1 protein-coding gene (cut by a window edge) is annotated in these 15,636 nt (G+C 69.5%); it reads right to left on the bottom strand.

Annotation, left to right across the window (positions count from 1 at the left end; genetic code table 11):
• Positions 1-60: 60 nt before the first annotated feature.
• Positions 61-15,636: the end of a hypothetical protein gene (locus AB0A63_RS10840; protein WP_360388210.1), read on the bottom strand. Its footprint extends 19,128 nt past the window's final position; only the last 15,576 of its 34,704 coding nucleotides appear in the window; the start codon falls outside the window, past its right edge — the gene reads right to left on this strand; its stop codon occupies positions 61-63.

The raw sequence follows: 15,636 nt of genomic DNA, 5'->3' as shown, positions 1-15,636 counted from the left end.
TCCTCGTCCCTCACGTCTTCGCCGGCAGTGCCGACGCCCTGTTCCCGGGAGCGCTCGTGCTCACTGGTCCTGCGGTTCTTGCTTGATCTTGGGGAACTCGTACTCGTCGGAGTAGTCGGCCAGCAGGATTCCGAAGGGGTTCGCGGCGGGGTCGACGGCGTTGTCGAACGCGACCTGGACGCCGCCACCGACCTGGAGGAGGCCCTCGGGGTGGTTCGGGTCCGGGAACACGGCTTCGATGCCGAGGAACACGACGTTGACGCGATCGTGGTCGATCTTGCCGTCAGGGGTGAGGACGGAGTTCGCGAAGGCGGTCGAGTTGCCTGCTCCTTCGGCGCTGATGAGGTTCTGCTTCGTCCTAGAACCTCCGTGGAACAGGTATCCCGGGTAGTGCGGGTGCAGTCCCCTCCACTGCGCTTCCTCCTCCAGCTGCCCGTCGTGGTCCTTGCGGAAGTCGAACATGCCACCGAGGTAGAACTCCAGGAACTTCGCCTGGCTGAGCAGCGGCTGCTGGTCGACCGGGACGCTGCCGGGTGGGTTGGCGAGCAGGAGCTGGTACTGGCCGACCAGGACCTCCTCCCGGGGCTGGACGTGCCGCTGCTTCACACGGCCGACGTAGATGAGGTCGGTCGGGTGCTGGGGCCGCGGGGGTGCGATGGTGATGCTCTCCGGAGTCGGGTTGACCGCGGTGGCCACGATGTGGCGCAGGCGCTCGGTCATGTTGTACTCGAACTCCTTCCACAGCGCGCGGAACTGTTCCGGGGTCATCGGGGGCAGGCGGTGGTCGTCGGGGTCGGCGGCGATGCGCTCGACCAGCTTCTTGCCCCTGGCGACCCGGACGGTGATCTGGTCGACCTCGGCGCGGATCACGGGGTGGATGTCGCCGTCGGGCCCGGCGAGCATCGGCGTGACCGCGTAGAGCGGGTTGGCCGGGTCGCGCCAGGGGAACTGCTGGTCCATCCCCATGATCGGCTGCAGGCTGTGGGTGATCGCGTGCGAGACGTACAGGTCCTGGGACAGCGCGGCCTCCTCGGCCGCGAAGGTCTGCTTTCGCCGTCCCTGGTCCAACCACGTCATGCCCTCGACGTCGGGCGGGGTGTCGTCGGCGATGTTGTAGAGGTGCGCGACCTGGTGCGTGGCGATCAGGCCGCCGGACAGCTCCGAGACCTGCGAGGGCGTGAACTTGGACGGGTGCTCCAGCATGGCCAGCACCCACTGCCCGATCACCCCGCGGGTGACGGGGTCGACCGGGGCCCCACCGGAGTCCCTCGTCAGGTCCAGGGCGGGGTGCACGTTGGCTTGGACGTGCTCCAACGCCTCCAGCAGCGTGGCCAGGCCGTGTGCGGGCGGCACCAGGGTGACGATCCGGTCGCGCACCTCGTCCGGCAGATCAGCACGCACCGGTGCGGCGGGTGCGGCGACGACGTCGGACGGGGTCTCGTGCGAGAGGGTGTGGACGTGCTCGGCCAGTGCTCCGGTGACCAGGCCGCCGGAGAGTTCCGCGACCTGCGCGGGCGTGAACCCGGACCGGTGCTTCAGCATGGTCGACGCCCATTGACCGACCAGTTCCCTGGTGGTGGGGTTGGTGGGGATGCCGCTGGAGTCCCTCGTCAGGTCCAGGGCGGGGTGCGCGTTGGCTTTGACGTCCTTCAGCGCGTCGAGCAACGTCCCCAACCCGTACGCGGGCGGCACGAAAGCGATCACCCGCTCACGCACCACGGCCGGCATGTCCGTGCCCATCGGCACAGCGGACTCCACAGGGCCGGCCGTGACATCGGCCGGGGTGTCGTCAGGGACGTCGTGCACGCGTTCGTCCTGCCGCACAACGATCAGGCCGCCGGACAGTTCCGCGATCTGCGCGGGCGTGAACCCGGACCGGTGCTTCAGCATGGTCGACGCCCACCGGTCCACCAGCTCACGGGTGGCGGGATCGGTCAGGACACCGCTGGGGTCCTTCTCCAACCCCAGGGCGGGGAACACCTTGGCTTTGACGTCCTTCAGCGCATCGAGCAACGTGCCCAACCCGTACGCGGGCGGCACGAACCCGATCAGCTGTTCACGCACCGCGGCCGGCATCTCCACGAGCTCGGTCGCTCGATAGTTGTCGTCACCGTCGAAAACGACGTAATGGGTGGGGACGTCTTCGCCAAAAGCGCTGTGGGTCGACAGCCGGCCGTCCTCGCGGATCGCCCTGAGGTTGCGGCCCAGCACCTCCATCACCAGCTGCGGAGCCAAGAAGGCGCTCTGCCTGTTCGAACGTCCCGGCGTGCGCAGACCGGTCTCGACCTCATCCGCCGGGAGCCCGAGCTCGTCCCGGCTCCGCCCGCCCCGCTCGGGCAGCTTCATGCGGCGGTAGGTGTCCGCCGTGGCGTTGCGCAGACCCGTCACGGACGGTTCCTGGCCGAGGCGCCCGAGCCGATCCGACAGCACGGCCCCGGGCACGGACCTGAGCACGGCTTCGTAGAAGGAGTCCGGACCGGTTGTGACGTCGACGATGCGCAGCCCGAGCCCCGCGGCGGCGACGGACTGCTCGGCGTTCTCGACCCGGGCTTCACCGGGGGCTTGCTGACGCGGGGCTTGCTGACGTGAGGGCTGGGTTTCCGGCGCCGGCCGGTTCCCGTCGTGCGAGCCGCTCTCCACCGCAGGGGGTGGTTCCGCGTGCGATGGGGCGGGGCCGGACGGTTCCGGCGGAGTGTGAACGGCGGAGATCCCATCATCGATCACGGTCACACGCGGCAGGTCCGGTGCGTGGACCGAGCCACCACCCTGGACGACGGCGAGCGGGGCGGTCGCGCGGTAGTGATCGGCACCGACGTGAACGACGTAATAGGTGGGGAGGATGCGACCGAGGGCGAGGGTGGTCGCCAACCGGCCGTTCTTGCGGATCGTCTTGACGTCGACGCCCAGCACTTCGGCGATCAACCGCGGGACCAGGTCGTGACCCGGAACGGGCGAACGCTCCAGGACGAGCAGTCCTTCCTCCACCTCGCCCGCCGGGAGCCAGATGCGGCGGTAGGCGTCCGCCATGGCGTGGCGCAGACCCAGCGCTGTCGCTTCTCTGCCGAGTTGCGTGAGCCGGCGCGACCACACGTCCTCGGGCACGGACCTGAGCACGGCTTCGTAGAAGGAGTCCGGGCCGGGAGCGACCTCGACAACGCCCAAGCCGAACCCAGCGGCAGCGACGGACTGCTGGACCCTGTGGATCAGATCCGCCAACCGCGCTTTCCTGGTGGCCACACCCGACACGCGAAGAGCCAGGACGATCACCTTGTCGGTGTCGTCGGGGTACTCGGCGAGGTGCACGCGGATCAACTCCCCGATCCGCTCATCATCGAGGTTCTTGACGGGTACCGACGCTGTGACGACCTCGTAGACCAGGGCACGCACCCGATCGGGGTCGACCTCGGAAACCTGACCGCTGACAGCGTTCACGATTTCCCGGACCGCGCTACCAGGATGGCCGCCGTGGTACTCCTTGATCAGATCCTTGATCTGGTCGTCGGTCCGCACGCCGTGATCCCGGCTTCCCGCGTTCTCCTGAGCGGGTGCCGGGGCGTCCGGCGCCGACCAGCTCCCGCTGCCCGTCGCCTCGTCGTTCCGCGGGGCGGCTTCGAGCCGGATGGTGGCTCGGTAGTGGCCGCTACCGTCGCGAACGACGTAGAAGGTCGGGAGCTCGTCGTTGATCAGGACGTTCTCGGCCGCCAGCCGGCCACGTTTGAGAGTCATCGTCTTGACGTTGACGCCCAGCACCGCGGGCATCAACGTCGAGACCCAATGGCTGTTCCGCACGTCCCGAGGCCCCGGGTTGCGCACGCCTTGCTCCACCTCGTCCGCCGGGAGCCCCAGCTCGTTCAGGCTTCGTGACTCCAGGTGGGGCAACGGCATGTTCCGGTAGGCGTCCGCCGTGGCCTGGCGCAAACCCAGCGCCGTCGCTTCCCTGCCGAGTTGCCCGAGCCGGCGCGACCACACGTCCTCGGGTACGGACCTGAGCACCGCTTCGTAGAAGGCGTGCGGGCCGGTGGTGACCTCGACGACGTCCAGCCCGAGCTCAGCGGCGGCGATGGACTGCTGGACCAGGCGGAGCAGGTTGAGCATCTCCTCGTTGTCGAGGGAGACGCCTTGCTTGCGAACGGCTGCGGCAGTCGAGACCTGGTCGGCACCGGGATGCTGCTCGAGGTGCTTGCGGATCAAACCCAGGACGTGGGTTCGAGTGAACTTGTTGCGATGCCGGACCGGGGTTCCCATGACGTCGCGGAGCAGGGCGGCCACTCGCGCGCGGGAAGCTGCGACACCCTGAGCGAGGACAGCGTCCACGGTGTTCGTGATGCTGATCTTGGGGTGGGCCTCGTGGTAGTCCTTGAGCACGTCCTTGATCTGGCTCGGACTCCACGCGCTGTCGTCCTGCTCACCGGTGAGCTGGAAGAGCAGGAGTCGCAACTTCCCTTCTGTGCCGGTGGCGTGCGGACCGACAGCCTTGAAGATCGCCGCGAAGTCGTCTCCGGGATGCTCGGCGAGATGCCTGCGGATCAGGTCCCCGTCCCGCGCGTCATCCGCGTTCTCCTGAGCGGGAGCCCGGGTTTCCGACATCGGCCGGTTCTCGTCGTGCGAGCTGCCCTGGACACCGGCGGACGATCCCGCAGCGGTCACGAGCGGTCCCGGTGCGCCGACCGGCGCCTGGGCCGAGGCATCCGGGACGGTCGCCTGGTAGCTGACGCCACTGTCGTGAACGATGTAGTGGGTGTCCCGGTTGTCGGAGAAGGCGTCGCTGGTCGACAGTTTGCCTTCTCTGTTGATCGTCTTGAGGTTGATGTTCAGCACGTCGACCATCAACTGTGGAGCCAGGTCGTGGATGCGCGCGTCCCAGCGCCCTGGAGTGCGCAGGTCGGTCTCGAGTTGATCCACCTCCAGCGCATCCGGGTGCTGCTCGCCCAGCACGCGCAACCTCAGGCGGCGGTAGGCATCCGCCGTGGCGTGACGCAAACCCCGCACGGACGCTTCCCGGCGGACTTGCCAGAACCGAGTCCACCACACGTCCTCGGGCACGGACGCGAGAACGGCTTCGAAGAAGGCGTCGTTGCCGGGCGCGACGCGGACGATGCGCAGCCCGAGCGCAGCGGCAAGGGCAGACCGCCTGACCTCCCAGATCAGATCCGAAAACCGCGATGTCTGAACGGCAACACCGTGCGCACGAGCAGCAAGATTGATCATCTTGTTGGTGTCTTCGAAGTACTCGTCAACGTGCTTGCGGATGAAGTCCTTGATCTGGTCGTCACGGAACTGCCGGCGCCGGACCGAACTCGCCATGACCTCGTAGATCAAAGCGCGCAGGTAGTTGTCGTTGGGCACACGGCCACGTCGGGCAACGGCACGCGCGATGGCCTTGACACCGCTGCCGGGATCACCGTCGCGATACTCCTTGATCCAATCCTTGATCTGGTCGTCACTCGGCGGTTCCACAGCCACCTGTGCAGCGGATGGGGCCGGCACGGCGGGTGTCACAGGCGCGGCGGGTGTCACAGGCGCGGTGCCGCCGGAAGCACGGTGGATGCGCTCGACCACGTCCGCCGTGACCAAGCCGCCGGAAAGTTCCGCTACCTCCGCGAGTGTGAACGCACGCCGACTCCCCAACATGGCCTCCACCCACTGGCCGACCAGTTGCTGGGTGGCGGGGTCGACCGGGACACCGCCGGCGTTCCTCGTCAGGTCGAGAGCGGGGTGCTCGTGGGTTTGGACGTACTCCAAGGCATCGAGCAGCGTGTTCCAGCCGCGGTCAGGCGGCACAAAGGCGATCACCCGTTCACGCACGGCGGTCGGCAGGTCCTTGTGCTCGGTCGCCTGGTACTTGTCGTCATCGCGATGAACGACGTAATAGGTGGGAAGTTCGTCATCGAAACCGACATGGGTCGACACCCAGCCGCTCTTGCGGATCGTCTTGAGGTTGACGCCCAGCACGTCGGCCACCAACTGCGGAGCCCAGTGGCCGCTGTGCGCGTTCTGATGCTCCGAAGTGCGCAGTCCCTCCTCGACCTGGTCCGCCTCCAGCTCATCCGGGCGTTGCTCGCCGGGCTCGCGCGACCTCTGGCGCCGGTAGGCATCGGCCGTGGCCTGACGCAACGCCGCCACAGGTCCTTCCTGCCCGAACCGGTCGAGCTTGGCGGACCACACGCCCCTGGGCACGGACCTGAGCACGGCTTCGTAGAAGGAGTCCCGGCCGGCCGCGACGTCGACGATCCGCAGCCCGAGCCCGTCGGCGGCAATGGACAGCCTGGTGTCGTCGATCAGCCTCGTCAACCACGTGCTTCCGAGGAGGACCCCCTGCTCACGAACAGCCCGAGCAGTCGACTCGGTGTCGTCGAGGGGGTTCTCGACGAGGTGCTGGTGGATCACACGCTCAGCGGCGCGCTGTTCCTCGACCGTTCCCGGCTCATCCGACCCGTGCCTGACGAAGTGCGTCAGACGCTGCAACCGTTCGTTCCTGACCTCGCCGACCAGCCTGTGCAGGTGGTCGTCAGAACCGGTGACGCCCCATCCGCGAACCGTGGCGACAACCGCAGCGTCGCCGTCGTCGGGATGACGGGCGACGTGCTCGCGGATCAGGTCCACGTCCCGCTCGTCAGCCGACTTCTCCTGAGCGGGTGCCCGGGTTGCCGGTGCCGGCTGGGTCTCGTCGTGCGAGCGGTCCTCGGTACCGGCTGTCGCAAGGGGTTCCGCGCGCGACGGCCCCGGTTCGCCGACCGGTGCGTGGATCGAGGCGTCCTGGGCGGCGTCGAGCGGCGCGGTCGCCCGGTAGTGGTTGATGCCGTCGTGAACGACGTAATAGGTGCGGAGGCCGGGGTCGATGTCGACGCCGTTGGTCGACAGCCCGCCGTCGTTCGTGATCGTCTTGAGGTTGATCTTCAGCACTCCGGGCACCAACTGCGGGGCGAAGTCACCGCTTTCGCTTGCCCAGTGCCCCTGGGTGCGCAGCCCGATCTCGATCGCGTCCGCCGGCAGGCCCAGGTCGTCCGGGCTCTGCCAACCCAGCTCCAGCCTCCTCAGGCCGCGGTAGGCGTCCGCCGTGGCGTGGCGCAAACCCAGCACCGTCGCATTCCTGCCGAGTTGCGTGAGCCGGCGCGACCACACGTCCTGGGGCACGGACCTGAGCACGGCTTCGTAGAAGCAGTCCCCGTCGCGTTCGATGTCGACGACTCGCAGCCCCAGCCGAGCAGCGGCCGCAGCGGACTGCGCGGAAGGGCCGTGCTCCTCCGCTGACGAAGTTCCCAGCCCCTCCTCCACCGCACCCGCCGCGATGCCGTGCTCCCCGGTCGCCCTCGGCGTGGCCCGCTCGTCCCGAACAGCTTTGATCAGCTTCATCATCTTGTTGGTGCCGCCGGCGCCGTTACGCTGACGAACAGCCTTGACGATCGCCTTGACGTTGTCGCGGGGATGGTCGGCGATGTGCTCGCGGATCAAGTCCTTGACCTGATCCTCCTCCGACCCGCCCTGGATTTCCGTGACCTGGCTGACCAGGAGCCGCAACCTCTCCTCGGTGCCGATGGCGCCCCGCGCGGTGACAGCATCGACGATCGCCTTGAAGTCGTCTTCGGGATGCTCGGCAACGTGCTCACGGATCAACCCGGTGTTCCGCTCATCAACGACCTGGCGAACCAGGTCCCCCAACCGCTTGTCGCCGCCACTGGCGCCCCGCGAACGAACAGCCTTGACAGTCGTCCAGACACCCGCATCAGGCGTCTCGGCGAAATACTCGCGGATCAACTCGATGACCTGACTGTCACTCGACTTGTTACGGGCCTCGGCCTGGGTTCCCCTGGCGTCGTGAACCAACGATGACAAATACAGGTCGGCGCCAGTGGCGCCCTGCCTGCGAACAGCCTTGATGATGTCTTTGACGCGCTCGCCAGGATTTTCGTCAAGACGCTTCCGGATCAAATCACTGATTTGATCTTCACTCAACCCACCATAGGCCTGGACCTGGGTTCCCCTGACCAGGTGAACCAGGTTCCGCAACTTCCCGTCGCCGCCGATGGCACCTCGCAGACGAATGGCGTCCCTGACCGCCACGACGCCGGCATCGGGATTCTCGGCAAGGTGCTCCCGGATCAAACCTTCGATTTCCTCGTCACTCGAGACACCAGAAGACTGGGCCTCGGTTCCCCTCGCCTTGTGAACCAGGTGCCGCAGCAGCTCCTCGCCGCCGGTGGCGCCCCGCTGACGTACGGCCTCGACGAGCAGCATGATGCCGGCATCAGGATTCTCGGCAAGGTACTCCCGAGCCGCAGCGATGACCTGATCGTCGCTCAACCCCCTGCGGGGACGGGACGGTGTTCCCGGTACCGGCGGGTTCTCGCCGTGCGAGCCGTCCTCGGCGCCCGGCAGCACCGGCGCTGGTTCCGTGGGCGACGAGGCGGGGCCGGACCGCACCGGCAGCTCCCGATCGGCGAGCGGCCCGACGGCGAGCTCGCTCGGACGTGGCCGGTCCGGGTCGCCGACCGGTGCGTGGATCAAGGCGTCCTGGGCGGCAGAGAACCCGGCGGTCGCCCGGCGGTGCCCGGTATCCGGGATCATGTCCTTGAGCCGGTCGTCACTCGGCAGGTCCGCATCCCCCGGCACCGCAGGCGCAGCGGGTGCGGCAGGCGTGGTGTCGCGAGCGGCACGGTGGATGCGCTCGACCGCCTCCGCGGTGACCAGACCGCCGGAGAGCCGCGCGATCTCCACGGGCGTCAACGCAGGCCGGTTCTCCCGCATGGCCGACACCCACTCGCCGACCAGCTCCGCGGTGACGGGACTGACCGGGACGCCACTGGGCCCCCTCGTCAAGTTCAGAGCGGGGTACTGGCGGGCTTGGACGTGCTTCAACGCATCGAGCAGCGTGTCCCTGCTGTGAACGGCCGGCACGAAAGCGACGACCCGCTCGCGCACCTCGTCCGGCAGAGTCGCGCGCTCGGTCGCCTGGTAGTCGTTCCCATCACGGTGGACGACGTGATAGGCGGGAAGTCCGTCGTCGAAGCCGGGATGGGTCGAGACCCAGCCGTTCTCGTGGATCGTCTTGAGGTTGACGCCCAGCACGTCGACCACCAGCTGCGGAGCCCATTGACCGCTTTGCGCGTTCTGGTGCCTCGACGTGCGCAGACCGTTCTCGACCTCGTCCGGCGCCAGTTCGTCCGGGTGCCGCACGCCGAACTCGCGCGCCTTGAGCCGACGATAGGCATCCGCCGTGGCGTGGCGCAACGCGGTCACGGACCCTTCCTGACCGAGCTTGGCGGACAACACATCGCCGGGCACGGACTTGAGCACGGCTTCGTAGAAGGAGTCCTTGCCGGGTGGGACGTCGACGACGCGCAGCCCGAGGTCGCTTGCGACGGTGGCGAGCCTGATGTCGTTGATCAGTTTCACCAGTCCCGAGGTCCCGAGGACGACACCCCGGTCACGAAGGGCCTGAACGATCGACTCGTTGTCGGCGAGAGGATCCTCGACGAGGCGTTCGTGGATCGAACGCGTGATGGCGCCGTGGTCCTTGACCGCCCTCGGCTCGTCCGCCCGCCGCCTGACAGCGCGCATCAGACTCTGCAAGCGTTCTTTCCGCACCTCGCCGATCAGCTCGTGCAGCCGGTGGTCGGAACTCGTGGCGCCCCCTGCGCGAACCATCGCAAGGATCGTGCTGTCGTCGTCATCGGGATGACCGGCAATGCGCTCACGAACGAGTTCGAGGTCCCGCTCGTCGTCCGACGGCTCGTGGGCGGGGACGTTCGAGGCGTCGTCGAGCGAGGTGGTTGCCTGATAGTGGTCCACATCGTCGTGGACCACGTAATACGTGTCGAGGCTGTCGTCGATGACGACGCCGTTGGTCGACAGCCGACCGTCGTGGGCGATCGTCTTGAGGTTGATCTTCAACACTCCGGGCACCAACCGCGGAGCGACGTCAACGCTCTCGCCGTCCCACTGTCCTGAAGTGCGCAGACCTTCCTCGACCGCATCCGCCGGGAGCCTCATGCCCTCCAGGCTCCGTCCGCCCAGCTCGGGCAGCTTCACGCGGCGGTAGGCATCCGCCGTGGCCTGGCGCAACCCCGCCACGGACACGTCCACGCCGAGCTCGGCGAGCCGGGCCGACCACACCCGCTCAGGCACGGAAGCGAGCACGGCGGCGTAGAAGTGGTCGCCGTCGGGTGCGATGTCGACGACACGCAACCCAAGCGCAGCAGCAGTGGCAGTGGGGCTGTTCTCCTCCAGGGACAGGGCCACCAGCTCGTTCGCCACCGCGCCGGCGACCGATGGCCTGCTTCGCTTGTGCTGTGAGGTCACCACACCTTCGACGGAGGAAACCGGACGTTTCGCCGAGGAGCCGGACGCGCCCGGCTCGTGCCGCCTCTCCCCGCTGCGGTCCTGGTTCACCCTTTCTTCCGCCTGGCGGTACAGGGCCTGCCACTTCTCGTGGGTGGCCGCCATGCCGATCAGGCCAGCCGCCTCGATGGCGGTCTCGAAAGTCCCACCCGCGAGGATCTGCCTCTGCAAGAACTCGGCTTTCTCCTCGTCGGACCCGAACAGGTACGGCCGGGATTCGGTTCCCGTAACCCTGTGGTACGCGTTCAGGAACCGCTCGTTCCTGACCCGGACGCCCTCCGCGCGAAGTGCTTCACGAACCTCCTCGGCGGTGCTGTGACCGAAGAGGTGTTTCCGGATGAGATCCTCGATCTGCTTGTCGGTCCAGGTTTGCTTCTTCCTGGGGACGACACCCGTGGCCTTGTAGTAGAGCTTCAGGAGCCGCGTGTCGCTGCCCGTGACACCCTGCAGACGCAGAGCGTTGAGGGTGTCCTTCTGCGTTTCGCGAGGATGCTCGGCATGCCGCCTCCGGATCTTGTCCTCGATCTCCTCGTCGCTGAACCTGCTGCCCACGTAGGCCTCGCCCCCCGTGGGTAGCGGTTGCGCGCTCGACGAGGAGGCATCGGGTCGTACCGGGAGGTCCTGATCGCCGGGCGCTCCACCACGGGGCCCGCGCGGGCTCGTAAGTCCCAGGTCCTTCGCCAGTGTGCGCACCAAATCGTCCGGGCTCAGGGCCGGAACCGCCGACACCCCCTGGTCCGTGGTGTAGAGGTGGTGGGCAACCACCTCCACGGCGAGCTCGTGCTTGTTCCGCTGCTCCACCTGCTGCGCACTGGGCTCTCCCAGGGACATGGGCGGCACCGAGTGGCGTTCCACGATCTTGCGCGCCTGGTCGTGGAACGCGCTCAACGCGTGGGCGGGCATCTTCTGCCACCACACCGGAGCCGGCTGCCGCGGATCCGTCCACTCCGGCCGCTGCTCAGGCCCGGCCGGAACGGTCCGCGGTGAACCGCTGCGGGCAGCGTCCAGGTCGTCAAGGCCCGCGAAGGACGTGGTGCCCGACTCCGTCCTGATCGGTTCGCCCGAGACCTCGACGACCGCCTCCTCCGGCGGAGCCGCTGAGTCGGCACGCGTGGACACACCGTCGCGGACGGTGGCCGTCGAGTCGACCTCCGGCTTCGGCTCCGGGTCCACAGTGGAGGGAGTGTCGCCGGCCGGGTCGGTGTCCGCGGTGTCCGCGACCTCAGCGGCGGGCGCGGCGTCATCGGCGGGCGCGGCGTCATCGGCGGGCGCGGCGAGCGGCCGGGGTGGCGGAGTGGAGCCGTCCTCGTGCGAGGCGGGTGGTGCGTCGTCCGGGACCGGTGGTGCGTCGTCCGGCGTCGGCGGCACGTCCTCCGCAACCGGCACCTCAGCCAGAACCGGTGGGGCGTCGTCCGACATCGGCGACACATCACCTGACACCGGTGTTGCGTCGTCCGACAATGGCGACACGTCACCCGACACCAGCGGCAAATCCTCCGACAACGGCGACACATCACCCGACACCAGCGACAGATCCTCCGATGACAACGACGACACGTCGTCCGGCACCGGCAGCACGTCGTCCGACAACGACGACACGTCGTCCGAGAAGGGCGGCAACTCCACCGACAACGGCGGCAGCTCCACCGAAGCCGGCCGCACCTCCTCCGGACTCGGCGGCACATCACCACGGACGGGCGGTGCGTCGTCCGCAGCGAGCACGGCCCGCAACTCCACCCGGACGTCCCCGGCCTCCGCGACGTGCCTCATCTCCACCTGGACGGGCGGGCGCGGCGCCGTTCCCGCACCGCGCCGGGCGGAGCGCGTGATCTCCGCCATCACCGCCGACACCGCGGCGGCCGGTGCCGGACCGGTGAGGTCGCCGTGGGCGACGATCTCCAGACCGGTGGCGGAGAGCTCGCCCGCCCGTCCGAGGACCCGGCCGACGCGAACCCGGTCGGCGGGGGTCAGCCGGGGCGCTGCCGGGGACAGGCGGATCTCCGCGGTGGGGTTCGGGCCGGGACGCGGTGCGGGCACCCGTGCACCGGACTCGTCCACGGCAACGGGCGTCTCCATCGTGTCGTCGAGGAGGTCCCGCAGCTCGGCCGGTGTGTCGCGGGGGCCGAGGTCGAGCGGCGGCAACAGGTGCTCGTCAGCGGGTTCGGTGAGCGTGCCGACCTGAGCCTCATGCGCGTGCAGGGCGTCCCACCAGGCGTCGAGCGCGTCGGCGTGGGCGTTCTCCGCCCGCGCCAACGCTTCCGCCGAACCCTCGACGTCGCGTTGAGCGGCGTCGAGCGCTCCCGTGAGGGCGGACGCTGCGGCCACGAGCGTCGCGTCGGCCGCCGCGAGGGTGCGGGCGGTGTCGGCGAGCTCGGCGGGGATGCGGTCCTGGTGGTCGTCGTCGACGAGCACGACCGCGTCGCGGACCTCGAAGTCCACCACGGCGGCGCGGTCGCGGTGCCCCCTGCGGCCCTTGGTCCTGGCGACGAACCGCACCTCGATGTCGTTGAGCCACAGCCCCGCCAGGCCCGTCGAGCTCGACGCGGGAACGGACTCGCCGTCGTGGTGGTGCTCGGCCTCGGCCTCACCTTCGGAGCCGGTGCCGCCCACCACCCGCAGCGGCACCGCGAACGCCGCGCCGCCGCCGAGGGTCTTCTGCTCGCCGAACTTCTCGTGGCCCGGCGGCTGCGTGCCGCCCGGACCGAGCAGGGGGCCGGCGGCCATGCCGAACTCGGCGGCCGACTCCTCCGCCACGGTCTCGGTGCCGGAGCTGTTGCCCTGCGTCGAGACGGTGGTGCGCGCCGAGACGCCGGTCAGCGTCGGGGTGCCGGTCCTGCGCGCGTGCAGTTCGAGTGACCGGCCGCCGCCGAGCGGGATCTCCAGGGGCGTCCCGGTGGTGGCGTGCAACGGGAGCAACGCCTTGAAGCGCGGCCCGGTGAGGGTGGTGCGCAGGGCGCTGCGGACGTCCGCGGGGACCTCGCGGAGTCCCGTTCCCTCGCGGTGGGCGAGCTCGGCCGCGGCGACCAGGTCACCGACGTCGAACCTGAGGTGCCCGGCCCAGCCGCGGCCCAGGCCGGTGTCGCCGCGCCAGCGCGTGAGCGCATCCGGTTCCGCTTCCTCCTCCGGCTGCACGACGGGGGCCACGACCGCGGCGGGGCGTGCGGGGACCGTGTCCTCCGGCAGGTGCAGGATCGAGACGTCGTGCGCGGCACCGGCCTCCGCCACCCGCCGGCCGTGCCGTTCGATCGCGACGGTGAACTCGACGGGAACGTGGAACCTGGCGAATGTGCCGGACGTCTCGGCGCTGCTCTCACGCACGACCTTGTGCGTCTTCTTGGTCGTCTTCTTCTTGCGTCCCAGCAGGACGTCGCCGATGACGCCGCCGCCCATCATCGCGTACGGGTTGCTGCGCGAGACGTTCTCGTCCGGCGCCGGGCCGCCGGCCTGGAGTGCGGGCAGCACCACCGGCTCCAGCCGCAGCAACGTCCTGGTGAAGGTGCGGACCCGGGAACCGAGCGTCGTCGTGCCCCTGGTCTGCTTGACGCCGCCGTGTTCGAGGCCGGCGAACACCGGCCGGTCCAGCAGCTCGTTGGTCATGACGACGTCGTAGGTCTCACCGGTGGTCCGGTCCTCCAGGCGCAACGGCTGGGGAACGCCGCCGCGCGCGGAGTCCTCCAGCGTGGTCTGCGCGTCGGAGAGCCACGAGCTGATGGCCGCGTAGTTGTCGTGGCCCGTGCTCAACGGTGAGAGCGGGATGAGGCGGCGGGCGCGCTTGGGGCCGAGCGAGCGTTCGAGGTCGCGGCGCAGCTCGGGCAGCACGGACCGCAGGTCCACCACGCCGTCCACCACGCCCAGGCCCACCGACAGCGGTTCGCCGGGACGCAGGAACGCGGGAGGTGCGACGACCCGGTCCCCTGCCGTCTCCCCGGTCTCGTCGTCCACTGCGGCGGCCGGGTCGTCCGCGAACGCGTCGGCGACGGCGGAGGGAGCGGCCGGTGCCGTGCCGGCCAGCGTGGTCACCGCGAGCGCCGCGAGCGCGGACGTGGCGGGATCGCTCCTCGTGGCCAGGTCGCGGACGCGGGCGTCCTCTTCGGCCTGCTTCGTGCGGATGGCGTCCAGCTGCGCGGTGGTCACCCAGGCCGTGACGGCACGCGGGAGGTCGAACTGCTCGTTGGCCGTCGCCGGAGCCGCGGGCCGCAGCACGCCCCAGGCGTTGCGCCAGCGGCGCGACCGCACCTCCGCGACGACCGTGGTCCGCACACCGAACCGCACGAGGTGCAGGCGCTCGGGCTGCCGCGCGGTGGAGGTGCCGGTCGCGACGTCCGTGGCGACGTCCTCGGTGCTGGACTTCTCCAGCACCATCGGGTCGCCCTCGATCACCAGCAGCGCACCGGGTTTGACGGTCGCGCCCTCCTTGCCGTCGGTCGTGACGTCCTTGTAGAAGGCGAACGCCGTCAGGTCGGCCGCGGCGGTCACCGCCGCGGTGAACTCCTTGCCGGCACCGACACCCGTCTCGACCGCGGTGGACGTCACCGCCTGCCGCCAGCCCTCGCCCAGCACCTCGACGTTGCGGGGCTGGAAGGAGACCTCGGCCGCCGCGAACCGCTTGACCCGGCGCCGCGCCCACTGCAGTCCGCGGACACCGGTGGTGCGGCTGAAGACGCGCTGGTCGGCCATGACCGAGTCGGGCGACAGCACGGTGTCGACCAGCACGCTGTTGTCCGACTCGGCGAACGAGAAGGCAGGGTCTCCCGAAGCGCGGGTGAGGGCGTCCTTCACGGCGGCGCGCACGTGCGCCAACCCCTCGAAGCTCAGCACCCTGATGCCGTCGAGGTCACGGGAGAGGCCGCGGCGCAACGGGTCGGCGGACACCGGGGCGTCCGGTTCCGGTCGCAACCGGACGTGCGGCTGGTCCTGGCGCCCGAAGGTGCGCTCCACGACGACCGGGTCGGGCCGCATGCGCGACACGTGCGCCTCGGGAACCCACACGTCGGCTTCGACGCGGAACGTCGTCTCCTCCGAGGTGGCGCCCGATTCCGGGTCGACCAGGGTGACCGGCTCCGTCCGCGGCACGTGCAGGCCGGGCCGGCCGATGCTCAGGCCGCGCACCATCGCGTTGTGGCGCTTGTAGGTCTGGCCGCTGAGCGTCCAGTCGACCGTGGCGGTGAAGCGGTGCTTCGGCTCGGCGACGACGGCACCGGTGTCGTCGAGCGCGCCGCCCTCGCGCCGTTCCTCGCCCCGCTTCGCGGTGACGCCGGAGAGCCCGGACCTGGTCCAGGCGAAGGCGCTGTAGAGCGA

Origin of the sequence: Lentzea sp. NPDC042327 (genome assembly GCF_040647275.1) — a bacterium.
Taxonomy (GTDB): Bacteria; Actinomycetota; Actinomycetes; order Mycobacteriales; family Pseudonocardiaceae; genus Lentzea.
The sequence above is the reverse complement of the archived record's forward strand: the minus strand, read 5'-3'. Positions and strand labels throughout refer to the sequence as shown.